Consider the following 22,065-nt stretch of genomic DNA (forward strand, 5'->3'; position numbering starts at 1 on the left):
GACCTACTCAATGACCGCTGCGATGCGTTGAATCGGCGAACGCGCTCGACGATGCTTACGCCACTCGCTCACTCCGCGCAACGCATCGCGCACTGTGCGAACGGATAGCGCTATTCGGCGTAGCCGGGGTTGCGGCGGTCGAGTCGGCGGAGCAGGCCGGGCCACGCCAACGCCCCCGGCGTGACACCCCGCGTCGCCATCCGGATCTGGTCCTTGATGCCGTCGAGAATCGGCTGTGCGACGGGAATCAACTTGCCGCCGCCGGCCTGCGCACGCACCTGAATCATGCAGGCCGCTTCAAAGAAATACATGGCGACGAAGGCGTCCGCGGGCGCCGCGCCGACCGTCAGCAGACCGTGGTTGCGCAGCATCAGGTAAGTGTTGCTTCCAAGGTCCTGAACGAGGCGAGGCTTCTCGGCTTCATTGAGCGCGATGCCCTCGTAGTCGTGATAGCCGAGCGACGCCAGCACGCCGAGCGACTGTTGGGAGAGCGGCAGCAACCCTCCCTCCTGCGCCGACACGGCAACGCCATTGACCGAGTGAGTGTGCATCACGCAAAACGCGTCTTCGCGTGCCGTATGCACGGCGCTATGGATCGTGAAACCCGCCGGATTGACGTCATACGGCGATTCGGAAACCTTGCGGCCGTCGAGATCGATCTTGACCAGCGACGAAGCGCTGATCTCGTCGAACATCATGCCGTACGGGTTGATCAGGAAATGGTGCTCCGGGCCGGGCACGCGTGCCGAAATGTGGGTAAACACCAGGTCGTCCCACCCAAACAGTGCGGTGAGGCGGTACGCCGCTGCGAGATTGACTCGCGCTTCCCATTCGGCAGGCGATACGTCGTTCTTCAGACTGTCATGAGATAAAGCCACGTCGGCACTCCTTATTCGATGATTCAAGCAATGGAATTACCTGAGACAACGCCCTGCAGATCACGCCTGCGGTCTCTGCGGCGCAAAAGCGGCATCAAGGGCCACCGTCATGACGTTGTCGGATGCGAGTCCACATGATGTTCGCAAAGCCACATAAAATCTGTCCGATACCCGACAGGTCGACGCGCCAATGGAATCCAGTCTGCACCGCTACCGCTCACAACTCGAAACGACGCCGTGGTTTCGAGGCCTGCCTGTCGAGTTACGGGACTATCTGATCGCCCACGCCAGTCTGCTCACGCTGGAAAAGGGCCAACTTCTGTATCGGCGTGGCGATCAATCTGACGGCCTGTACGCGGTGCTGGGCGGCGCGCTGGCTATCGGCACGGTCGGGGTGGACGGGAAAGAAGCCCTGCTCGCGGTGCTCGGACCGACCGCATGGGTGGGGGAAATCTCGTTGTTCGACAAGCTGCCGCGTCCGCATGACGCCACCGCAGTCAGCAGGACGCTTTTGCTGCACGTACCCGAGCCTGCGCTGCAAAGCCTGCTTGACGCAACGCCCGGCTATTGGCGCGACTTTGCGTTGCTGATGGCACAAAGACTTCGGGTTTCGTTCGAGACCTCCGAAGCGATGACGTTGTTGCCCGCGGCGCAGCGCGTGGCGAGCCGCCTGCTGCTGATCGCAGGAGGGTATGGCGGCCTTAACGCCACGCAGAGCAAAATCAGGCTCTCGCAAGACAGTCTCGCTTCAATGGTGTCCCTGTCGCGACAGACCACGAATCAGTTGCTCAAGAGTCTCGAAAGCCAATGCATATTGAGCCTGAGGTTCGGGGAGATCGTCATTCTGGATTTCGACCGGCTGCGAGCGGCGAGTCTTGGCGACGCGAACCCGTGAGCGTGCTGCTTGCGCACTTGCCGTTGACCGTTCTCAATGCGCTCCGCCGGGACGAATATAAACGCCTGGCGTTTGCTATGGCCCGGTTCGTTGCCAAGTGCTACCGCATGCCATCTGTTTTATTTATCGGATCCGAATGACATGGTCCGTTTTCGGGGCGTGGGTTTATCGCCGGCATTTCTCGTTGATCCGCCAGGCCTCCCACCTGGATTAAGTTAAATAATATTAATTATCAATGGCTTAAGGTCAATGAAGTTTCATGTTGTGTCACCGCGGGAAGGTTGAGTTCGTGAAAACCCTTGCATGGAAAAACGAAGCTCAGCGCTTCCTTTTTGCGTTGTTCCGTCTGGACGGACCTATTTCTAAACCGTGGTAAGCCGACTATATTGACCCGGCGTACCCGTTTCGCGTCGAAGCTGGACAGAGATCAGACGCACCCGACTTTCCGCCTGCACCCGCAAAACGCGTGCGGACCTGCTTCATCCCGTAGAAGTGAGTTTCTGGATCCGCGCTTCGGATGCGAAATAGTCAATAGATAATGAAATTAGTAAAACTAACTAAAATGTAGTGAGAATTTGTGGAGAAGAGCGGGAAAATCTCGCTGGCACTGTTGAGCGCCACTTTCGCGGCTGTCGGCGCTCAGGCACAGATCAACGGCTTGAACAGTTCGGACGGCGCATCCAGCAGCGCCACCCAGGCGATTGCCCGAGTGGGCATCCACACTCGCTTCTAAATAGACGCGGTTGTAGACGCGCACACGATCGTCGCGTTACGCCAGAGGCGGCAAGGCGACAGGAGAGAATCAATGGCAAGCGGCGAAGTAATTGATATCAAGGCATTCATCGACGAGCGACCCATCTCGCTTTACCAGTGGCTATTGGTGGCGCTGTGCTTTCTCGTGGTGACTGCCGATGGGATGGACGTGGCGATCATGGGCTTTGTTGCGCCCGCCATCATCCACGACTGGGGCATATCGCGGCCCGCATTTGGTCTCGTGATGAGTGCCGGCTGGCTGCCCACGTTAATGAAGGACGCTGGCCTGACAGTCACCACGGCCGCCAACGTGACGGCAATGTTCCAGATTGGTGGGACCATCGGCGCGATTCTCGTCGGCTGGATGATGGACAAAGTGCGCCCGGCACCGGTGATCAGTGCAGCCTACCTTGGCGGTGCTCTGTGCGTACTTGCGCTGGCATGGATCGGGGCCTTGTCGTCGTCGCTGGTGTTGCTGGTGTTCGCTGCCGGCTTCTGCATGAGTGGGGCGCAAACGGGATTGAATGCGTTTGCACCGGGTCGTTACCCGACGGTTGCGCGCGCAACCGGGGTTAGCTGGATGCTTGGCATGGGCCGCTTTGGCAGCATCTTCGGCTCCGCGATAGGTGGCGCGCTGCTCGGGCTTGGATGGCAGTTTGGCGCAATCCTCGCCATGCTGGCGGTCCCCGCGACGCTGGCAGCACTTGCCATCCTGGTGGCCCAGCGCGCGAGGGCGGGCGAGCCCACTGCGCAGCCGAACGCCGCACACTAGGGAGGCCGGCGCGCGCATTTGCGGCATCGCGCCGGTAATCGAATCAGCAGTTTGGAGCAACAATGGTCATCGATATTCACGGCCACTACACGACCGCGCCAAAGGCGCTGGAGACGTGGCGCGCTCGCCAGATCGCAGGCATCAACGATCCTTCGCAGATGCAGAAGGTCTCGGAATTGAAGATCGGCGACGACGAGTTGCGCGAATCGATCGAAAGCAATCAATTGCGGCTCATGAACGAGCGCGGCCTCGATCTGACGATTTTCAGTCCGCGCGCCAGCTTCATGGCGCATCACATTGGCGACTTGCAGGTCTCCAGCACGTGGGCGGCGATCTGCAACGAGCTGTGTTATCGCGTGAGTCAGCTCTTTCCAGATCATTTCATTCCGGCAGCGATGCTTCCGCAGAGCCCGGGTGTGAACGTTGCCACCTGCATTCCCGAACTGATGAAGTGTGTCGAGCAGTACGGCAACGTGGCGATCAACCTCAATCCGGATCCGTCGGGCGGCCACTGGACTAGCCCGCCGCTGTCGGATCGCTACTGGTACCGGATCTACGAGAAGATGGTCGAGTACGACATCCCCGCGATGATCCATGTGAGTACGAGCTGCAACGCGTGCTTCCACACCACCGGCGCGCATTACCTGAATGCGGACACCACCGCCTTCATGCAGTGCCTGACGTCGGACCTGTTCCGCGACTTTCCGACCCTGCGCTTTGTGATCCCGCATGGCGGCGGTGCTGTGCCGTATCACTGGGGGCGCTTTCGCGGACTGGCCCAGGAACTGAAGAAGCCGCTACTGACGGAACATCTGCTCAACAACGTCTTCTTCGATACCTGCGTCTATCACCAGCCGGGCATCGACCTGCTGACGCGTGTGATTCCCGTGGACAATATCCTGTTTGCGAGCGAGATGATTGGCGCGGTGCGCGGCATTGATCCGGAGACTGGAAACTATTTCGACGACACGAAGCGCTACATCGAGGCCGCGCATATCAGTGCGGATGAACGGTACAAGATCTACGAGGGTAACGCGCGACGCGTCTACCCGCGCCTCGATGCAGCGCTGAAAACAAAGGGGCATTGATGATGTATGAACCCGGAGTTGTATATCGCAACATGCAACGAGCCGACGGTGACATCACGGCGAAACACGGTGCGCCCGGAACCGCGACCGTGATTGCCGGGGGCACGACGGATTGCAGTGGCGGCTATTCATGAGCCAGACGATCAGCGGTATCTCATCGATGGCTACCCGCCATGTGCTGGCCGATCTTGTCGAACAATACATGCGACATGCGCCGCAACGTGTCTTGATCGAATCGGTTGGCGGCGTCGAGGCGGCCCGGCGCGTGATGGACGGCGAGCCGTGCGATCTGGTCGTACTGGCAGCCGATGTGATTGACCGGCTGGCGGCGGCGGGCCAGATTGTTGCCGGCAGCCGGACAGACCTTGCCCGCTCGGGCGTGGCGATTGCCGTGGCAGCCGGGGCGACGCAGCCCGGGGTCGGCAGTGAGGCGGCTGTTCGCGACGCCGTTCTGGCCGCGCGCAGCATCGGCTATTCCACGGGTCCCAGCGGCTCTCACCTGTCGCGCCTGTTCGAGCGCTGGGGCATCGCCGAAACTATCGCGCCGCGCATCGTGCAGGCTCCGCCAGGCGTTCCAGTGGGCTCGCTTATCGCGAGCGGGGATGTCGAACTCGGTTTCCAGCAATTGAGCGAGCTGATTCACTTGCCGGGCATTGATGTCATCGGGTCACTGCCGTCTGAGATCCAGGTCGTGACTGTTTTCTCGGCTGCGGTCTGCACGGCGTCCAGGCAGGCGGACGAGGTCCGGAAACTGATCTCGTTCCTCGCCTCGCCTCGGGCGGCTTCGGTCAAGCTTGCGCACGGCATGGACCCGGCATGAGGTCAGCCCAAACGCGCGACAGCGCCGCAAAGTGATCAGTGGCTATCGCACGCATGTGTGCACCATGTCGTGAAGTGGCCATGATGTTGCGCGTCGAAAGATACGCTTTGTGAACAGGAGCATGCCGAACAGGGGAGGGCAAGACGTCATATAAATAAGGATTGCATAATAAATCGTGCCGTTATCGAGAGTGCGTCGTCTGATCCCGGCGTGCAGGGACGGTTCTGATATCCGACAGAAGAGACAAGTTAAGGAAACAAGCATGAAAACTCCGCATCCCCTCGGGCTGTTTGCGCGCACTCGTGCGCGGGCCGCCTCGCTGCTGGCAGTGTTTGCCATTGGCGTGGCCACCGCCATTGTCGCCGCTTGCGGCAGCGGCAGCGTCACTCCCGCAGCCGATCCGCCGCTGTCCGTTGTTGCTCCAGTCGTCGATTGTTCCAGGCTGGCCTCGGTGGACATCACCGGCATCGGCGGGGCGGGCAGTTCGATTACTTCGGCTACCGTCACCAGCGCCACCATCAATGGCGCCGCCGTCAGCTTCTGCACGGTGAAGGGTACGCTGGCACCTTCGAACACCTTCGAGGTGGCGCTGCCTGTGAGCACCTATACGCAACGTTTTGCGGAACTGGGCTGCGGTGGCCTGTGCGGCAACCTGAGCGATCCGACCCAGCAAAGCGCCTTCAGTTTCAGCTATACCTGCCCGCTGGTGCAGAAAGGCGGCTTCGTGACGGCAGCAACCGACATGGGTCACCAGGGCCAGGACTCCACGTGGACCACGGATCCGCAAAAGCAGGCTGACTTTGCTTATCGCGGCCAGCACATCACGACGCTCGCGGCGAAGAAGCTGATTCAGGTCTATTACGGGCAGGCGCAGAAGTATTCCTATTTCGTAGGTTGCTCTGACGGTGGCCGCGAAGCCCTGATGGCCGCGCAACGTTACCCGACCGATTACAACGGCATCGTCGCTGGCGCTCCGGCTGCTCACTTCCAGATCCAGAACTCGCTGTATCACGGCTGGAGCGTGGAATCGAACAGCACTACCGGCACTAGCACCGGCAATGCCGTGCTTTATGCCGACAAGGTTGCCGTGCTGCACAAGGCGGTCGTTGCTGCCTGCGGTGGCCAGCCCGGGGTGCCCGACGGCCTGCTGGCCGATCCGCGTATATGCAATTTCGACCCGGCATCGATCCAGTGCCCGAACGGCGCGACGAACACCAGCAGCTGCCTGACCGCGGCTGAAGTCGCCACCGCCAGCAAGATCTACGGCGGCCCGGTGGATGCCACTACCGGTGAACGCATGCTGGGCGGGTCGCCGCAACTGGGTTCGGAGATCAACTGGATTGGCGTCGAAGTGCCGAGCACGAACTCGACGGCCGCTCCCGTGCCTGTTACCGGTCTGTTCAGCTACTCGATCGTGACAGGTGCTTACAATCTGATCTTCACGGGTTCGCCGAGCATGCCGAACATCGACACCTTCGGCTATCGGGACGCGAGTTTCTATCCGAACTTCCTGCAGGCTAACCACCCATTCATCGATGCCACCAACCCCGACCTGTCCGCTTTCCAGAAAGCGGGCGGCAAGCTGATCCTGTGGCACGGCTGGGCTGACCAGCACATTTCGCCGCTCTTCACGATCAACTACTACGAGGCCATGCAAAACACGATGGGCGCGTCGAACGTGGACGCATCCGCGCGCCTCTACCTCGTGCCGGGCGTCGGCCACTGCGGCGGCGGCGAGGGCTTTCCCAACATCGACCTGGTGACGCAGATCACCGGCTGGGTCGAACAGGGCAGCGCTCCGAATGCTGTCATGACGTACCAGACCAATTCGTCGAACGCCGTGACCGCTTCGCGCCCGGTGTACCCGTATCCGGCGGTGCCCCAGTACACCGGTACCGGCGACTGGCACAACGGCGCCAACTTTACCCAGGGCGCAGCGCGGTATAACGCACCGACGCCTACCTGGGCCGGCATTAGCTTCTACTCGCCGTACACGGCGACGACGCAGGGTGTTGCGGCCCCGTAAGCGGATTCGCGCGAGCGGGATCATTGGCCGGCCCTTAGGGGCTGGCCTACCTCTCACGCGCGATCGCCGTGAGTCCGCACTTCGGTTCCGTACGAACGAAAATCAGCCACCGCCTGCATGAAACGCCGCGTTCCAATCGCTCTGAGCCACTATGCGTCCACCCTCCACCGGCGAGTCCTCCAACATTGACACTGGCGAGCGTGTAGCGCAGCCCGACACATCGGCAAACTTCAGCGACGCGCTGGAGAAGGTGAAGCCGCGGCTCTTGATGCCGCCGCCGTCTAACGACGCCCGCTGCGGCCCCACACGTAGCGCACCCAACGCTGCCATCTGCTGCGCTGCGGAGCAATAGCGTTGCGCGATGCCTGCTCTTCGCGGTCGCGCTCGACGCTCTTCTGCACCTGTTCGTGGATCTGACGCAACGTCAAGCCACCGGGGCCTTTCAGTTTGTCGGGATCGGAGTCGTCTGTCATGGCAATGGCCTCGACCGAATGAGTCGACTCGATCTTGAACCAGATGGACGGTCGCGGCAAGCACGTGGAAGCAGTCAGACGGGCGGCGTGTTGCTGCATGGGCGGACCGTTCTTCAGGACGATGCGTGGCGGACATAGAAGCACTCGTGGATCGGCGTCAGGCTTTTATGTGAGCCGCCTTCGAATCCGCAAGACTGGCACAATCTGGGTGACCTTCGATTCGCTTGGGAATCTTCATGCCAGACGCTGCTTTGCCTTCGTCGCCTTCGTCGCCTTCACGACGTATCGGCCCCCTGTTTGCACTGTTTCCTTTCCTGCGCCCCTATGCCGGCCGCTGGGCGCTCGCGTTCCTCGCGCTGGTGACGTCGGCGGGCGCCACACTGGTGTTGCCGGTGGCGTTCAAATACCTGATCGATCGTGGTTTCGCGGGGGGCGAGCGGGCGCACATCGACCGCTATTTCTTTGCGCTATTCGTCGTTTCGCTGGTGCTGGCCAGCGCTACGGCGTTGCGCTTCTACCTGGTGTCCTGGTTGGGCGAGCGGGTCACGGCCGATTTGCGTCGCGCGGTCTACGACCACGTCCTGGGGATGAGTCCGCAGTTCTTCGAGACCACACAGACCGGTGAGGTGCTGTCGCGACTCACCGCCGACACGACCTTGATCCAGACAGTGGTGGGCACCAGCCTGTCGCTCGGCTTGCGCAACTTTTTCCTGCTGGCCGGCGGCCTGACGATGCTGGCGGTGACGAGCCCCGTGCTGTCCGGCTACATCATCGCGACGCTGCTCGTGGTGGTCGCGCCTATCGTCATCTTCGGCCGGCGTGTGCGGCGTCTTTCGCGCGCGAGCCAGGACAAGATTGCGAACACGAGCGCACTGGCGGGCGAGGTGCTCAACGCCATGCCCACTGTGCAGTCGTATACGCAGGAGCCCTTTGAAGCGCGGCGGTTTTCCGGCGCGGTGGAGGCGGCCTTTGAGACGGCGCTCACGCGCATTCGCGCGCGCGCCTGGTTGACCGCCGTGGTGATCGTGCTGGTGTTCACCGCGATCGTGTTCGTGCTGTGGCTTGGGGCGCAGGCGGTGCTGGCCGGGCGGATGACGGCGGGACAGTTGTCCCAGTTCATTCTCTACGCGGTGTTCACCGCCGGCGCCGTGGGAGCCGTTGCCGAAGTATGGGGCGATCTGCAACGCGCGGCCGGCGCCACCGAACGTTTGCTGCAATTGCTGGCGGCGCGCTCGCCGGTGCTGGAGTCCGCGACCACGGTTGCGCTGCCCGCGCGAGGCGAGGGCATTCGCTTCGACAATGTCGGCTTCTCGTATCCATCGCGCCCTGGCATTGCCGCGCTCTCCGCACTTTCGCTCGATGTCCGTCCGGGCGAACATGTCGCCCTGGTCGGGCCGTCCGGCGCCGGCAAGACGACGTTGTTTCAACTGCTGCTGCGCTTTTACGATCCGCAGTCCGGCAGCATTCTGATCAACGGCGTCCCGACGCGTGACGTGCCGCTCGTCGAATTGCGCAAGGAAATCGGCGTGGTGCTGCAGGAATCGGTGATTTTTTCAGGGAGCGTGCTGGACAACATCCGTTACGGTGCGCCGGACGCCACGCTCGCGCAAGTGCAACAGGCTGCCGAGATGGCCGCTGCGGCCGGTTTCATCGAAGAACTGCCGCAAGGCTACGACACCTTTCTCGGCGAGCGCGGTGTGCGACTGTCCGGCGGACAGCGTCAACGCATTGCGATCGCTCGCGCGATCCTGAAGAATCCGCCCATCCTGCTGCTGGATGAGGCGACCAGCGCGCTCGATGCCGCCAGCGAACGGCTGGTACAAAAGGCGCTGGATAATGCCGCGCAGAACCGCACCACCCTGGTCATCGCACACCGCCTCGCGACCGTACAACAGGCCGACCGCATTGTCGTGCTGGAACAAGGCCGCATCGTCGCGCAGGGCCGTCACGCCGAGCTCCTTCTGAGCTCGCCGCTCTATGCCCAGCTTGCAGCCTTGCAGTTCGGCGAACAGTTGGGGCAGACGGCGTAGCGAGGCGCTTTGAGCGCCTCTATTGGGTTGGCGTGAGGAGGCGATCGTGGCCTTCGGGTCAGTCTGAAGCGTGAGCGCGGTGATCTGCTGCTCGACAACCGAAGCGAGGGAGGAGTCCGGTCTTGCCAGCAAGGCCCCGATGTCGGCCAAGGACAGATCCAGCCGCCGCATCGCCTGGATCTGATGCAGCCTGGCAATGTCGTCGCGGTTGTAGAGCCGGTAACCCGCATCGGAGCGGGCAGAAGGCGTGAGCAACCCGATTGCGTCGTAGTGATGAAGCGTGCGCACCGTAATGCCGGATCGCCTGGCTAATTCACCTACTTTCAGCAGCATCGAAATCGCTCCTTTCTTCTTGCCTGCATCGAGACTAGAACCTGACGTTGCGTGAGGGTCAAGCACGGCGTTGCAACGTTAAAGCTTTAGCGCATTAAGGCATTCGGCGGCAACGTTGCCCATTGTCACTTTGCACCGTGCTTCGCCTGCCAGCGCTGCATGAAGGCGATCTCGTCGTGTTGCGCCTTGATGATGTTTCGGGCCAGGCGTTTCAACTCGGGATCTTTGCCGTATTTCAGTTCCACCTGCGCCATCTCGACCGCGCCTTGATGATGCGGAATCATGTGGGCCACGAAGTCCTTGTCGGCGTCGCCCGTGTAGGGAGGTGCTTCCATGGCCTGCATCATTTTCTCGTCGGCGTCCTTGAAGGCCTGTGTCGATGCATTCGATCCGGCGTCCGCTGAACCGGACATGTCCATGCCGGGCATCGAAGCGCCCTGCTGGGCGTAGACGGGTGTTGCCGCGACGGCAAACGCAATGCTGCCGAAAAGGCAAAGGGCACGGAAAGCGCGAAGATTATTCATGTTGGGTTTTCCATCGGTGGAAAAGTTATAACGAGCGGCCATGATGCTGCGAACAGGGCGCGAGGCTCAATCGGCAAACATCGGCTGATGCGATCTGCTTAGCCCTTGAGCGAAGGATGAAAGCCCGCTGCTTCGATTGCCTCGATGACGCGTTCCGGCGGCAATACCGACGCGACCTTCACGATTTTAACGGGGACATCGACGTCGAGTTTCGCCGCGGGGTCGAGGCCGCTTACCGCACGAGCGATGGCATTGGCGCATCCGCCGCATGTCATATCCGGGATTTCGAATTCCATTTTTTACCTCCGGTGAGAAATCAGAGCTTAAGCGTGGACCTTCCCACGGCGGGAAGGTCAAGCAACTATGCCAATGTTCCGGCTGGTGCAGGCATCCCAGGGGAACGGTGGCCTGTGAGTACACGGAGGAGGCGCCGGGTTGAACCCGCAGTGCGGCGCGCGCATCCAGGGGAAACCTTACCGATGCTTTGTGCGCTAGCTCACCAAGACGGGGCGAACTTTACGCGACTGGATTTTTTGAGGTGCTATGCTGGACCGTCCCTTCCTTCGCGGCAAACAGAGGTGCGAGGTGCGTGCCATTTCAAAGAATACCTAATTAATTAGGAGTCGGCATGTTGAGAAAGGTGGTCGATCGGGCGAAACAGATCCGACGCAGCGAAGGGTTCAAGCATTCCGTGGCCATGCCACGCCGGATTTCACTTCATGCTACACAGCGCTTGAACAGAGGCATTTTTTCCATCGAGATTCAGGAGAACTCCGGGTTTTTCTCCGTGATGCAGATGGTCCTGTTTATTCTGATGTATTGCGAAGAGAAATGCCTCACCCCGTGCATAAGCGCGCGCGGCGGGCTGTATGGCGACGCCGAAGGAAAACTGGACTGGTTCTCGGCTTTCTTCGACTCCGTGCACGCCACCTCGGGCGCCGCGATCACGCATAAGGTGCGAACGTCGACCGTTCGCGACCTGGTCCAACTGGGCTTTCGTCAGAGGTATGAAGCCCGTCTTCGGCTTGCGAGCGCGAGTGAACTCTTCTTCGCGCACTATCGGCCGGCCGCGCATATCTACGAAGAAGTCGACGCGATCTGCCAGACGCTCGGGCTCGGCGCGTCGACCCTTGGCGCGCATTTCAGAGGCACTGACAAGACGCTCGAAGCCATTCCGGTTTCATGGGGGAGCTTTTGCCGGCAGGTTGAATCCACGCTCGCGGAAAACCCGCACCTCACCACGATCTTCGTATCGAGCGACGAACAGGCGTTTATCGATTTCTTTACCGCCTGGCCGTTCAACAAGCCGGTCAGCGTAGCACCGGCAAAACACCTTGCATGTGGCAGCACGCCGATTCACTTCAGCGGCTATCCGGGACTCGCAATCGGCCGGGAGGCGCTGGTTTCCAGCCTGCTTCTCGCCAGTTGCGGATTCCTCGTGAAGACGCCGTCCTATCTGTCCGCATGGTCGAAGATTTTCAATCTCTCTCTTCCAGTGAAGCTCGTTGCGCCGCCTCGCCCGGACGCATTCTGGTTTCCTGATAGCCGGCTCTGGCTCGAACAGGCTGCGCACGATAAGGCGGCTCAAGCGGCATAAGCTGCTTGAGTTGCTTGAGTTGCTTGAGTTGCTTGAGTTGCTTGAGTTGCTTGAGTTGTTTGAGCGGCGCCTATCAGTTTCAAACGGCAGTACGAACGCCTGAAAGTCTCCCCGCACGACCATGCCGCCGCGCCAGCCTGGCGGGTTCCTGGACCATGCCCCTCGTTTTTACGAAACTCCGCGAAGTATTAATGCTGTGTTTACGCGGATTTTCCTAAATTTCACGGTGTATTCGTGGCTGGCCTGATGATCGGGCGAACGCCGGAATACATCGGCAAGAAGATCGAGTCGTACGAGATGAAGATGGTGTCGATTGCCGTGCTGCTGACACCATTGCTCGTGCTGGTCGGTGCATCGATCGCCGTGCTGTCGGCAGCCGGCGTGGCGGGCATCGCCAATCCCGGCCCGCATGGATTCTCCGAGATTCTCTATGCCTACAGTTCGGCCGCCAATAACAACGGCAGCGCGTTTGCGGGCCTCTCGGTCAATACGCCGTTCTACAACAGCACGCTGGCCACCGTCATGTGGTTCGGCCGCTTCGGTTCGATTGTGCCGGTGCTGGCGATCGCCGGATCGCTGGCCGCAAAGAAACGCATCTCCGCGACCGCCGGCACGCTGCCGACGCACGGCCCACTGTTCGTCGTGCTGTTGCTCGGCACGGTGGTGCTGGTCGGTGCACTGACGTACGTGCCGGCGCTGGCGCTCAAGGGCGTGAAGTACCGGCCGCTCGGTGCGGCGTCGCTGTTGCGCCGCAATCTGCTGGTCTACGGGCTGGGCGGCATTCTGCTGCCGTTCCCGTTCATCAAGCTGATCGATATGGTGCTGAACGTGTTCGGCTGGGTCTGACCCAATAGAGTGAACATCATGAAAACGCTGCTTCGCCCACTGCTTGTCCTGTTCGTCCTGATGACGGTCATCACCGGGGTGATCTATCCGATCGTTGTGAGCGCAATCGGTCATGCTGCATTCGCGCGCCAGGCGAACGGCAGTCTGCTCGAGCGGAACGGCAAGGTGGCCGGCTCCGCGCTGATCGGCCAGCAGTTCGACGCGCCGCATTATTTCTGGGGGCGCCTGTCGGCCACCACGCCCCAGCCCTACAACGCGCAGAACTCGGGTGGTTCGAACCTCGGCCCGACCAACCCCGCGCTCGCCGACGAAATCAAAGGCCGTCTCGATGCGTTGAAGGCTGCCGGGAACGACATGACGCAACCGGTACCGGTCGATCTGGTGACATCGTCTGGCAGTGGCCTCGACCCTGAGATCAGTCCGGCGGCTGCCGCCTTTCAGGCGGCGCGCGTGGCGAATGCTCGCGGCCTGCCGGTCGAACAGGTGATGAATCTTGTTGCGCGTAATACCTCGGGGCGGCAGTTCGGCATCGTCGGCGAGGCACGCGTGAATGTGCTGAAGCTCAACCTGGCTTTGGACGATCTCAAGCCGATGCATTGAACGCGCTGCTTTACTGGCGCGCGCATGAAGCGCGCTTGTCCAATAATCTATGGAGACCCCGCCTGGACGTTGACCGGGACCTCTACGAGGTGCTGTCGACGTGGCACATTCATGCGCGATCCCACCGTTAGAATCGTTGTGATCGACACTGACAAAGCCATTCGCCGCTTCATTCGCATCAGCCTCGAAGCGGCCGGCATGAGTGTCTTCGAAGCGCAGACCGGCGCACAGGGCCTGGCGCACGCTGCGACGCGCCAGGCGTATCTCGTCATCATCGAACTGAGCGTGCTGGTGCGCCATCCCGGACGCGTATTGACGCATGAACACCTGCTCGGCGAGGTATGGGGCCCCTTGCAAACCGACAACCATCACTACCTGCGAATCTACATGGGGCATCTGCGGCACAAGCTCGAACGCGATCCGGCGCATCCTGAACACATCGTCACCGAAGCGGGAGTGGGCTACCGGCTGGTCGGCGTGCGCTGATTTTCACGGAATTTTTATATCGCCGGCGGCAATCGTTTCCCGGCCTTTATGGCGTCGCCCGTAGAGTTTGAGTCTGGCGTTCCGCCGCAAGAAAAATCAGCGATTGGCTGGAGGTTGTATGGCGTTCAAACAAACAAAGGGCAACGTGACCGTCGAGGCTTGCGTATTCCCCGCACCGGGCAACATGTTCAAAGGCGCACTGCGCGTGACGACTTCCCGGCAAGGCAAGCAGATTCAGCAGATTACCGGACGTGGCTGCGGCCGGCCGATGCGTGATTCAGGCGCAGCGCTCGAATTGGCTGAGGTCGAAGCGCGCCGCATGCTCGGGGTTTGAAATTCCATGACGCCCTCAAGATCCGCCATGATGTTCAGAGGGATGTGCAAGGTCGTTGCCATCGCCTTTGTCACCAATCAGGTTCTCACGACTATTTTTACGTACGTGGCGCAGCAACTCGACGCAGCGCTGCCTCATGACACGATCTGGCTGTTCAGTTGCGTGACATGCGGGTTGCTGACGCTATGGCTGCAATCTGATGCACGGCGGGCGTTCGGCTTCGCGCGTGCGAAGGGTTTCGTGAAAACAGTTGGCGACGGGAAGCAGAATCTGCAGATTTCCGAGGATTGCCCGAAGCGGTGGCTGGTGATTCTGCATATTGAGCTGAATCCCGCTGCGTTACAGGCATCGTGAGGGCGCTTTGTACCGCTATGGAATTTGCCTGCGCGCGGCAGAATACGGCGGAGCGTTTTTTACGGAGATTTTTACGCGACATTAACGCCGCATTGGCTAAGCTTAAAGTACAAAGTACTCCGCCGGAGTTTTCGATGATACGAATGCTAATCCCCGTTCTCGACCACGGCGGCGCGATAGAAGCCGCGCGCTACGCAGCCTTCATGTTTCTGGAGCGCGGCGTCACCGAAGTCGAATTGCTGGAAGTCCTCGAACCTGTGGATCAGGGGCGCGCGGCGGCTTTCCACAGTCGCAGCGCACTGGTGCGCCAGGAGAAGCGCGCCATGCTGAAGGCGTTGATCGACGTCCGCACCGTTCTCGAAGAAGCCGGCGTGCCGTATCACTGGAAACGGGTATTCGGCCACCGCACGAAGGCAATCGCCGACTACGCCGCGACCACCCAACCCGACGTGATGGTGATCGATGCCAGCCACATGGGCTTCTTCCGCAGACTGGCCATGTTCGCATCGCTCTCAAGGCACACGGTTACCCCGGTGACCATGGTTCACTGACTCATCCAACGTTCATCGGCAGCAGCACCATCTGTTTGCCCTGCTGATGCAGGCGCGTTTGAATTTCCAGTGGCGTGTGATTGTGCAGCCACCTGGTCAGGATATTCACCCGTTTGAAAATCAGTTTGCTGGCGAGGCAAACGCAGTTCGGGAATTCCTCCATCGTGGCTCCGGCCAGTCTCATGAACTCTTCGACAGGGTCGGTGCCAAAATCGATCCGGTATTCGGCGGCGATTCCGTGCCGGCGGCCGTGCGCCACGTCATAGTCGAGCAAGCCGGTTTGTGCGCCCACCAGCAGCAGGCCGGCTTCGAAGGCCAGCACCGCTGCAAGCAGTGCATGCCGTGTGCCAGCGGACCCTACCCGGGATGGCGCGGTAATGGGATCGAAAGGAGCGCCGGCATCTGTCGAGCGAAAACGGGCATTCGCCAGTGCGACGTCAGTCGGCGCCCGCTATGCCGGATCGGAAACGAGTGCGTTTGCTTAAGCCCCTTCCAGTCACTACATGCCGCTCTTTTAACATTGGTTCAAACTTTTCGCCTCCAGATTGACACTGCTTGACTGTCCCTTCTGGACGTCGTCCCGATAATTGCCACCGGTGCGGTCGGTTTGCGCGCAACGCCATTGCTGAACCCGCCACACACACGGTCTTTCAATACGACGTATTACTTATCAATCGGGACAACCATGAAATTCACGCGCTCAGGCGTTATCGCCACGGCCATTGCTGCCGCAGCCGCCATGCCGGCCGCTTCGCAGGCGGCCGACGGCACCATCACGTTCACCGGTCAGATCACCAGCCAGACCTGCACGATCAGCGGCAACGGCGGCGGCAAGAACTTTACCGTCACGCTGCCGACTGTCTCGACTTCGGCGCTCGCCACTGCCGGCACGACTGCAGGCCGCACGCCGTTCAACATCGCACTGTCGAACTGCACGCCGAATTCGGGCAACGTGTCCACCTATTTCGAGCCGGGCGCCACCGTCGATACGACCACGGGACAGCTGATCAATGCGACGGGCACGGCGACCAACGTGGAAATCGGCCTGCTCAACGGCGACAGCAGCGTCATTACGCTGGGTGCCGCCCAGGCCTCGCAGAACTCGAAAGCGGTCGCGCTGGCAAGCGGTGCGGCCACGCTCAAGTACTTCGCGCAATACGTGGCGACGAACGGCGCGTCGACGGCGGGTACCGTCAATACGACCGTCATGTACTCGATCGTCTACCAGTAAAAATCAGACGCTACGGGGCGGTGGCCGGCGCCCGTCGAAGCGCCGGCTGTCGAGAAGATCAGAGCGAACCACGAGTTCGCCACATAATCAGGATAACGAAATGGCAATGCGAAAGAATTTATTGAAGGCGATGACGGTTTTCGCATTGTCATGGTGGGTGAGCAGCGCGCAGGCGGGTGTCGTGATCAGCGGGACGCGCGTGATCTATCAGGCGAAAGAGCGCGAAGTGACCGTCAAGCTCGGTAATGAGGGCGACGCACCGGCCCTGGTGCAGGTGTGGCTCGACACGGGCAATCCGAACGCGATGCCGGACGAATCGAAGGTGCCGTTCACCTTGTCGCCGCCGCTGTTTCGCCTCGATCCGAAGAAAGGGCAGAGCCTGCGGCTGATCTACACGCAGGAGCCCTTGCCGCAAGACAAGGAGTCGCTGTTCTGGCTCAACGTCCTTGAAGTGCCGCCGCGAGCAGCGGCCAGCGCGACAGCGGACGATCCGAATTCGCTGCAACTGGCGTTCCGTTCGCGCATCAAGCTGTTCTTTCGTCCGGCTGGGCTGCCGGGCAATGCGGACGAAGCGGCCGCGAAAGTCAGCTGGAAATTCGTGCGCAAAGACAACGGCGCTTACGCCCTCGAGGCGACCAATCCGACGCCTTATCACGTGACGTTCAGCAGAATTGTCGCAAGCGAAAGCACAACGAGTTGGACCAGCGAGAAGGGCGGCATGGTCGACCCGGGCGCGAGCGCGGACTTCGACGTCGGCAACGTAGCGCCGCTCGCCGCCGTGCCCGCGCAAGTCGACTACACGTTCATCAACGATTACGGCGCCGGCGTCAACGGCAAAACGCTGCGCGACGGGACCCGCAAGTAACCATGCGCACCCGGGAACACTCTTCACGGCCGCGCGCCGGAAACTGGTTCGTGCTCAGGCGCAGCCATGCCGTGATGCTCGGCGCGCTGGCCGCCTGGGGCACGGCCCCTGCGTTCGCCGACTCGACGATGCTTGCCGACGTGCAGTTCAATAGCGAGTTTCTGATGAAACCGAAAGGCCAAAGCGTCGACGTATCGCGTTTCGAGCGCGGCAATCCGGTGCAGCCCGGCGAGTACACCGTCGATCTCTACGTGAACGGAAACTGGATCGGTCACGACACGCAGCGTTTTGTGGCGCGGGAAGGCGCGGGGAACGCCGTGCCCTGTTTCGGCAAGGCGCTGATCGAGCGCCTCGGTCTGGACTTTTCGGCATTGTCGGACAAGGGCCGCGGCGAACTCGCAAAAGCCCAGGCGGGTGAATGCGCGAACCTCGCCGATCTCGTCGACGGTGCGTCGCAATCTTTCGAGCTGTCCGATCTGCGGCTCGATTTGAGCATCCCGCAGGCATCCCTGCTGCGCAATCCCCAAGGCTACGTGAGCCCCGAATTCTGGGACGAAGGCGTGACTTCAGCCACTTTGGGCTACAACCTGAATTCATTTCGCGTGACAGGGTCGGGCTCCGCGAATACGCAGACCTATCTCGGCCTGAATAGCGGCGTCAATATCGGTAGTTGGCACTTCCGGCAAAATTCGGCGCTGACGTGGCAATCGAACGGGCCGCGCACATATCAGAATATCGCGACCTACGTGCAGCACGATCTGCCGTCGATTCGCAGCCAGTTGACGCTGGGCGACGCCTTTACCGATGGCGCCGTTTTCGACAGCATCGGTATTCGCGGTGTTGAACTCGCGAGCGATGACCGCATGTTGCCCGACTCGCTGCGGGGTTATGCACCGCTGATTCGTGGCGTGGCAATGACCAATGCGCGTGTGAGCGTCACGCAGAACGGCAACAAGCTGTACGAGACGACGGTCGCGCCGGGCGCATTCGAGATTAACGATCTGTACGCCACGGGCTATGGCGGCAATCTGCTCGTCACGGTTACGGAGGCCGACGGCAGCCAGCATAGTTTCTCGGTGCCTTATGCGTCGGTCGCGCAGTTGCTGCGTCCGGGTATCACGCGCTTCAATGTCGCCGCGGGCCAGCTTCGCGACGCGCAGGTCAATCAGCACGACAACCTGCTTCAGGGAACGGTGCAGCACGGTTTCAACAACGTGATCACCGGTTACGCGGGGACGATTGTCGCAAACGGCTATCTCGCGGGACTGCTCGGCGCGGCGGTCAATACGCCGCTGGGCGCGGTCGCGTTAGACGTGACCGAGGCGCGCGCCAACATTCGCGGCGTGACCAATACGACCGGTCAGAGCGTGCGAATCAGCTACAGCAAGCTGGTGCCGGCCACCGACACCAACTTCACCGTCGCCGCCTATCGCTATTCGTCGAGTGGTTTCTGGGCGTTGCGCGACGCCATGCTGGCGCGCAGCGCGGTTGCCGCGGGACAGGACCCGAGCGCCGTCGACCGTCAGCGCAATCAGGTCCAACTGACCATGAACCAGACCTTCGGCAATGGCTGGGGCAACGCCTATGTGGTCGGCTCGACGCTCGACTACTGGAATCGCGGCGGCACCACCACGCAATTCCAGATCGGCTACAACAATGTGTTGCGCGCGCTCGGCACCAGCTTCAGCTACAACGTCTCGCTGTCGAGGCAACGCGACGGCCTGACTGGGCAGATGAACAACCAGCTGTTTGCGAGCGTCTCGATTCCGCTCGGCACCGGCCAGCATGCACCGACCCTGTCGACCAGCTTCACGCATAACAGTCAGAGTGGCTCGTCCGAGCAGGCGATGCTGAACGGCTCGGCCGGCGTGGACAACGAATTCACGTATGGCGTGACGGCTAACCATGCGCCGGGTTCAAGTGCCGGCGGCGTGAATGGCCAGTACCGCAGTCCGTACGCGACGCTGGCGGCGAGTGCAAGCGGCGGCTCCGGCTACTCGCAAGTGTCGGCGGGTGTGACCGGTGCGATCGTTGCGCATCCGGGTGGCGTGACCTTTGCCAACGATCTGGGCGACACGATCGGCGTGGTCGAGGCGAAAGACGCGAAAGGCGCCCGCATCACCAATTCGTCCGGCGTGCGTATCGATAACTTCGGCTACGCGGTGATTCCGTATCTGACGCCGTATAGCCTGAACACGGTCGAAATCGATCCGAAGGGAATCCCGCTCGACGTCGAATTCAAGTCGACCAGCCAGCAGGTGGCGCCGCGTGCCAATTCGGTGGTGATGATCCACTTCGGCACGGTGACGGGCAGGGCGGCGGTGATCTCGGCCCGCTTGCCGAACGGGGCACCGTTGCCATTCGGCGCGACCGTGTACGACGCGAAGGGGCAGGGCGTCGGTGCGATCGGCCAGAACAGCCGGATCTTCGTGCGCGGCGTGGCCGATGACGGCGCGCTCACGGTGAAGTGGGGCGATGCCGCCGATGAACAGTGTGCATTCGGCTATCACCTGCCACCCAAGGGCGAAGACCGCGGCGCGTATGCGCATATCGATGCCGTGTGCGGCGCGACGGCCGGCGTAACGAACCAGGCAGCGGCGGGTGCGTCCGCTGGAGGAAAAGCGCAATGAAGAAGTCTCGCTCATACGGTACGCTGCGCAAATGCTTCGGCATCCTGATGCTTTGCGCGGCAGGGTGTGCCGGATTGGTCGCCAGCGCGCCCGCTCGTGCGGCGCTGCAATGCACGATTACCGGCTCGGCCGCGATCAGTTTCGGCACGATCACCGTGCCGCGCGACACACCGGTCGGCACGGCAATCGGGCCGGTGCAGTCTTCGACTGTTTCCGTTAACTGTCCGTCGAATCCCGGCACGGTGCCGCCGTACAACAACGGTTGGTATATCCAGTACTATCCGCAACTGACGAGCAGCGCGGTTGCGGGCGTATGGAATACCGGCATCGCGGGCATCGGCATCAAGGTCGTCGACGTCACCTACGGCAACACGACTTTGTCCACGCTGGCCCTCGGCAGGTGGGGCGATTTCGGCGCACCGATCACAACGACGGCTGCGTTTCAGGGGAGCTTCACGTTCTCCTATCAACTGGTCAAAACAGCCGCACAAGTGACCACGGGTGGTGCGGTGAATATCCCGCAATTGCTCACGCTGGTCAGCCACAACGTTCCGGCGAACATCACGTCGCCGGCCCTCGTGACAATCTCGGTTAATAACACCTCGATCGTGGCGACCACGTGCACGGTGACGACGCCGTCGGTCAGCGTCGCGCTGCCAACTGTCAATGCCAGTGCGTTGAGCCCCGTGGGCACGGCAGTCGGCAATACCGGTCTCAGCATCGGGCTATCGTGCCAGGCCGGTGCGAATGTCTATGTGACGCTGACCGATGCGACCACGCCCGGCAACACGACCAGCAATCTGACGCTGGCGAGCGGATCGACCGCGACGGGCGTCGCGATACGCCTGCTTAATAGCGGTGGCACCGTGGTCGGCTATGAGCCGGATTCGGCGGTGGCCGGCAATCCGAATCAGTGGCTGGTCGGTGCATCGGCGAGTACGACCCGCATTCCACTGACTGCGCAGTACATCTCCACCGGCACGGTAGGGCCGGGTACGGTGAAGGGGCTGGCCACCTTCACGATGAGCTATCAATGAGGCTTGAGAGCACGGCATGCCGACTCGACGGCGCGTACAAGCCTTCTAGCCGTGCATACCCAGGTCCGCAAAATCGACGGTTTTCGCCCCGCATGCTTGCGTAAACGCGCAGTCGTAGCTCGAGAAAAAGACCGTGCGGGTCTCGGCCAGCGTTTTAAACAGATCGACCAGCACCGCGCGCGCCGAAGCGTCGAGTCCGCCGACCGGTTCGTCCGCGATCACGACTTTCGTCTCGCCGAGTACGGCCCCCGTCAGGAAGAATTTCTTGCGTGTGCCAAACGACATCTGCTCGAAGCGTTTGTCGAGATGTGGTTCGAGGCCGAAGCGATGGGCAAGATCGAGCGTAGGGCCGTCGACCACGGTCTTTCTTTCCGACGCCACACGATCCAGATACGCTCGACCAGTCTGGTCCGGATACGTCATGCAGTCTTCCGGCACATACGTCAGCAGGGATTTCGCCGCCTGTGTCGCGGTACGCAGCGAATGGCCGCCGAGCCACACGTCGCCGGCGTCGGGCTCGATCGTGCCCGCGAGGATGCCAAGCAACGTCGACTTGCCGCTGCCTGATTCATCGTTGAGCGCGACGGATCCTGCGACTGTGTCGTAGTGCAGTCCCTGAAAGATGATGCGCTCGTTATAGCGCTTGGCGAGGTTCTCGAATCGAAGCATGGCGTGCGGAGTGTGTCAGCCGAAGAAGGTGCCGTGCGACGCTCATGCGGATTGCGATCAGCACGATGCCGGGCGGCGGGCATTCTTCGGGAAGTTGGCGGTCTGCAAGTGTAGCAGCGCGCTCAGAGGGTTTCCCGGCATCTGGCAACGGCCGCATTCGCCGCTCACCTACGCCACGCGAACTCTGCGCGCCCGGTGTAAAGTTGCGTCTCTTTGCGCCGTTAAAGAGAAGAGCTGCACCTCCATTCTGCCCATTTCCGGAATACCTCGACG

20 protein-coding genes and 4 pseudogenes are annotated in these 22,065 nt (G+C 61.3%); 17 read left to right on the forward strand and 7 right to left on the reverse strand.

Annotated elements, in window-relative coordinates:
• Positions 1-110 precede the first annotated feature (110 nt).
• Positions 111-878 (reverse strand): class II aldolase/adducin family protein, encoded by a 768-nt coding sequence (locus KHO23_RS11005; RefSeq protein ID WP_211611040.1) that lies wholly within the window; start codon positions 876-878, stop codon positions 111-113.
• Between the two features lie 190 nt (positions 879-1,068).
• On the opposite strand from KHO23_RS11005, the gene KHO23_RS11010 reads away from it, so the two are divergent.
• The 5 genes and pseudogenes from KHO23_RS11010 to KHO23_RS11030 all read left to right on the forward strand — a co-directional run bounded on the left by KHO23_RS11010 (position 1,069) and on the right by KHO23_RS11030 (position 7,232).
• The gene (locus tag KHO23_RS11010) at positions 1,069-1,773 is read left to right on the forward strand and encodes a Crp/Fnr family transcriptional regulator (RefSeq protein ID WP_211611041.1); all 705 of its coding nucleotides are present in this window, start codon (positions 1,069-1,071) and stop codon (positions 1,771-1,773) included.
• A 1,003-nt stretch (positions 1,774-2,776) separates the two neighbouring features.
• Positions 2,777-3,298: pseudogene (locus KHO23_RS11015) on the forward strand (MFS transporter); the annotation flags it as partial.
• 62 nt (positions 3,299-3,360) lie between these two features.
• Positions 3,361-4,386, forward strand: a complete 1,026-nt coding sequence (locus tag KHO23_RS11020) for an amidohydrolase family protein (RefSeq protein WP_211611043.1) — start codon at positions 3,361-3,363, stop codon at positions 4,384-4,386.
• A gap of 130 nt (positions 4,387-4,516) precedes the next feature.
• Positions 4,517-5,206: a substrate-binding domain-containing protein gene (locus tag KHO23_RS11025; RefSeq protein ID WP_211611044.1), complete on the forward strand. Its 690-nt coding sequence runs from the start codon at positions 4,517-4,519 to the stop codon at positions 5,204-5,206.
• Between the two features lie 262 nt (positions 5,207-5,468).
• Positions 5,469-7,232 (forward strand): tannase/feruloyl esterase family alpha/beta hydrolase, encoded by a 1,764-nt coding sequence (locus KHO23_RS11030; protein WP_211611045.1) that lies wholly within the window; start codon positions 5,469-5,471, stop codon positions 7,230-7,232.
• A gap of 281 nt (positions 7,233-7,513) precedes the next feature.
• On the opposite strand, the gene KHO23_RS11035 is transcribed toward KHO23_RS11030, so the two are convergent.
• The gene (locus tag KHO23_RS11035; protein WP_149667994.1) at positions 7,514-7,705 is read right to left on the reverse strand and encodes a hypothetical protein; all 192 of its coding nucleotides are present in this window, start codon (positions 7,703-7,705) and stop codon (positions 7,514-7,516) included.
• A 236-nt stretch (positions 7,706-7,941) separates the two neighbouring features.
• Between KHO23_RS11035 and KHO23_RS11040 the strand changes: the two genes are divergently transcribed.
• Positions 7,942-9,735, forward strand: coding sequence for an ABC transporter transmembrane domain-containing protein (locus tag KHO23_RS11040; RefSeq protein WP_211611046.1), 1,794 nt, complete (start codon positions 7,942-7,944; stop codon positions 9,733-9,735).
• Here KHO23_RS11040 and KHO23_RS11045 read toward each other — a convergent pair.
• The 3 genes and pseudogenes from KHO23_RS11045 to KHO23_RS11055 all read right to left on the reverse strand — a co-directional run.
• Positions 9,703-10,068: pseudogene (locus KHO23_RS11045) on the reverse strand (MerR family transcriptional regulator); the annotation flags it as partial. The gene KHO23_RS11040 and the pseudogene KHO23_RS11045 sit on opposite strands and share 33 nt — an antisense overlap.
• A gap of 125 nt (positions 10,069-10,193) precedes the next feature.
• On the reverse strand, positions 10,194-10,592 hold the full coding sequence (gene copM, locus KHO23_RS11050; protein ID WP_211611193.1) for a CopM family metallochaperone: 399 nt from the start codon (positions 10,590-10,592) through the stop codon (positions 10,194-10,196).
• A gap of 98 nt (positions 10,593-10,690) precedes the next feature.
• Positions 10,691-10,888, reverse strand: coding sequence for a heavy-metal-associated domain-containing protein (locus KHO23_RS11055; protein ID WP_211611047.1), 198 nt, complete (start codon positions 10,886-10,888; stop codon positions 10,691-10,693).
• Between the two features lie 332 nt (positions 10,889-11,220).
• Here KHO23_RS11055 and KHO23_RS11060 point away from each other — a divergent pair, with 332 nt between their 5' ends.
• The 7 genes and pseudogenes from KHO23_RS11060 to KHO23_RS11090 all read left to right on the forward strand — a co-directional run bounded on the left by KHO23_RS11060 (position 11,221) and on the right by KHO23_RS11090 (position 15,360).
• Positions 11,221-12,189 (forward strand): O-fucosyltransferase family protein, encoded by a 969-nt coding sequence (locus KHO23_RS11060; RefSeq protein ID WP_211611048.1) that lies wholly within the window; start codon positions 11,221-11,223, stop codon positions 12,187-12,189.
• 228 nt (positions 12,190-12,417) lie between these two features.
• A pseudogene (locus tag KHO23_RS11065) lies at positions 12,418-12,894 on the forward strand (potassium-transporting ATPase subunit KdpA); the annotation flags it as partial.
• Between the two features lie 159 nt (positions 12,895-13,053).
• The gene (kdpC, locus tag KHO23_RS11070) at positions 13,054-13,635 is read left to right on the forward strand and encodes a potassium-transporting ATPase subunit KdpC (protein ID WP_211611049.1); all 582 of its coding nucleotides are present in this window, start codon (positions 13,054-13,056) and stop codon (positions 13,633-13,635) included.
• A 111-nt stretch (positions 13,636-13,746) separates the two neighbouring features.
• Complete coding sequence (locus tag KHO23_RS11075) at positions 13,747-14,121, forward strand: winged helix-turn-helix domain-containing protein (RefSeq protein WP_211611050.1); 375 nt, start codon at positions 13,747-13,749, stop codon at positions 14,119-14,121.
• Between the two features lie 118 nt (positions 14,122-14,239).
• Positions 14,240-14,455 (forward strand): hypothetical protein, encoded by a 216-nt coding sequence (locus KHO23_RS11080; protein ID WP_211611051.1) that lies wholly within the window; start codon positions 14,240-14,242, stop codon positions 14,453-14,455.
• Positions 14,456-14,482: 27 nt separating this feature from the next.
• Positions 14,483-14,809, forward strand: coding sequence for a hypothetical protein (locus KHO23_RS11085; RefSeq protein WP_236066792.1), 327 nt, complete (start codon positions 14,483-14,485; stop codon positions 14,807-14,809).
• A gap of 134 nt (positions 14,810-14,943) precedes the next feature.
• Positions 14,944-15,360, forward strand: a complete 417-nt coding sequence (locus KHO23_RS11090; RefSeq protein WP_211611053.1) for a universal stress protein — start codon at positions 14,944-14,946, stop codon at positions 15,358-15,360.
• Between the two features lies 1 nt (position 15,361).
• On the opposite strand, the pseudogene KHO23_RS11095 reads toward KHO23_RS11090, so the two are convergent.
• A pseudogene (locus KHO23_RS11095) lies at positions 15,362-15,640 on the reverse strand (amino acid transporter); the annotation flags it as partial.
• 405 nt (positions 15,641-16,045) lie between these two features.
• On the opposite strand from KHO23_RS11095, the gene KHO23_RS11100 reads away from it, so the two are divergent.
• The 4 genes from KHO23_RS11100 (at position 16,046) to KHO23_RS11115 (ending at position 21,123) form a co-directional block, all read left to right on the forward strand.
• Positions 16,046-16,591, forward strand: a complete 546-nt coding sequence (locus KHO23_RS11100; RefSeq protein ID WP_211611054.1) for a fimbrial protein — start codon at positions 16,046-16,048, stop codon at positions 16,589-16,591.
• A gap of 106 nt (positions 16,592-16,697) precedes the next feature.
• Positions 16,698-17,456: a fimbrial biogenesis chaperone gene (locus KHO23_RS11105; protein WP_236066793.1), complete on the forward strand. Its 759-nt coding sequence runs from the start codon at positions 16,698-16,700 to the stop codon at positions 17,454-17,456.
• Between the two features lie 50 nt (positions 17,457-17,506).
• Positions 17,507-20,086: a fimbria/pilus outer membrane usher protein gene (locus KHO23_RS11110; RefSeq protein ID WP_236066794.1), complete on the forward strand. Its 2,580-nt coding sequence runs from the start codon at positions 17,507-17,509 to the stop codon at positions 20,084-20,086.
• Positions 20,083-21,123 (forward strand): fimbrial protein, encoded by a 1,041-nt coding sequence (locus KHO23_RS11115; RefSeq protein WP_236066795.1) that lies wholly within the window; start codon positions 20,083-20,085, stop codon positions 21,121-21,123. The genes KHO23_RS11110 and KHO23_RS11115 overlap by 4 nt, the downstream gene beginning before the upstream one ends.
• Before the next feature lie 45 nt (positions 21,124-21,168).
• Here the strand turns inward: KHO23_RS11115 and KHO23_RS11120 are convergent, their stop codons facing one another.
• Positions 21,169-21,792, reverse strand: a complete 624-nt coding sequence (locus KHO23_RS11120; protein ID WP_211611057.1) for an ABC transporter ATP-binding protein — start codon at positions 21,790-21,792, stop codon at positions 21,169-21,171.
• Positions 21,793-22,065: the final 273 nt, after the last annotated feature.

Origin of the sequence: Paraburkholderia haematera, from assembly GCF_905220975.1 — a bacterium.
Lineage (GTDB): Bacteria > Pseudomonadota > Gammaproteobacteria > Burkholderiales > Burkholderiaceae > Paraburkholderia > Paraburkholderia haematera.

What these genes read in the sequence shown, in the direction of transcription:
- KHO23_RS11010 (WP_211611041.1), top strand. Translation starts at nt 1,069, where the DNA reads ATGGAATCCAGTCTGCACCGCTACCGCTCACAACTCGAAACGACGCCG.
- KHO23_RS11020 (WP_211611043.1), top strand. Translation starts at nt 3,361, where the DNA reads ATGGTCATCGATATTCACGGCCACTACACGACCGCGCCAAAGGCGCTG.
- KHO23_RS11025 (WP_211611044.1), top strand. Translation starts at nt 4,517, where the DNA reads ATGAGCCAGACGATCAGCGGTATCTCATCGATGGCTACCCGCCATGTG.
- KHO23_RS11030 (WP_211611045.1), top strand. Translation starts at nt 5,469, where the DNA reads ATGAAAACTCCGCATCCCCTCGGGCTGTTTGCGCGCACTCGTGCGCGG.
- KHO23_RS11035 (WP_149667994.1), bottom strand. Translation starts at nt 7,705, where the DNA reads ATGACAGACGACTCCGATCCCGACAAACTGAAAGGCCCCGGTGGCTTG.
- KHO23_RS11040 (WP_211611046.1), top strand. Translation starts at nt 7,942, where the DNA reads ATGCCAGACGCTGCTTTGCCTTCGTCGCCTTCGTCGCCTTCACGACGT.
- copM (WP_211611193.1), bottom strand. Translation starts at nt 10,592, where the DNA reads ATGAATAATCTTCGCGCTTTCCGTGCCCTTTGCCTTTTCGGCAGCATT.
- KHO23_RS11055 (WP_211611047.1), bottom strand. Translation starts at nt 10,888, where the DNA reads ATGGAATTCGAAATCCCGGATATGACATGCGGCGGATGCGCCAATGCC.
- KHO23_RS11060 (WP_211611048.1), top strand. Translation starts at nt 11,221, where the DNA reads ATGTTGAGAAAGGTGGTCGATCGGGCGAAACAGATCCGACGCAGCGAA.
- kdpC (WP_211611049.1), top strand. Translation starts at nt 13,054, where the DNA reads ATGAAAACGCTGCTTCGCCCACTGCTTGTCCTGTTCGTCCTGATGACG.
- KHO23_RS11075 (WP_211611050.1), top strand. Translation starts at nt 13,747, where the DNA reads ATGCGCGATCCCACCGTTAGAATCGTTGTGATCGACACTGACAAAGCC.
- KHO23_RS11080 (WP_211611051.1), top strand. Translation starts at nt 14,240, where the DNA reads ATGGCGTTCAAACAAACAAAGGGCAACGTGACCGTCGAGGCTTGCGTA.
- KHO23_RS11085 (WP_236066792.1), top strand. Translation starts at nt 14,483, where the DNA reads ATGATGTTCAGAGGGATGTGCAAGGTCGTTGCCATCGCCTTTGTCACC.
- KHO23_RS11090 (WP_211611053.1), top strand. Translation starts at nt 14,944, where the DNA reads ATGATACGAATGCTAATCCCCGTTCTCGACCACGGCGGCGCGATAGAA.
- KHO23_RS11100 (WP_211611054.1), top strand. Translation starts at nt 16,046, where the DNA reads ATGAAATTCACGCGCTCAGGCGTTATCGCCACGGCCATTGCTGCCGCA.
- KHO23_RS11105 (WP_236066793.1), top strand. Translation starts at nt 16,698, where the DNA reads ATGCGAAAGAATTTATTGAAGGCGATGACGGTTTTCGCATTGTCATGG.
- KHO23_RS11115 (WP_236066795.1), top strand. Translation starts at nt 20,083, where the DNA reads ATGAAGAAGTCTCGCTCATACGGTACGCTGCGCAAATGCTTCGGCATC.
- KHO23_RS11120 (WP_211611057.1), bottom strand. Translation starts at nt 21,792, where the DNA reads ATGCTTCGATTCGAGAACCTCGCCAAGCGCTATAACGAGCGCATCATC.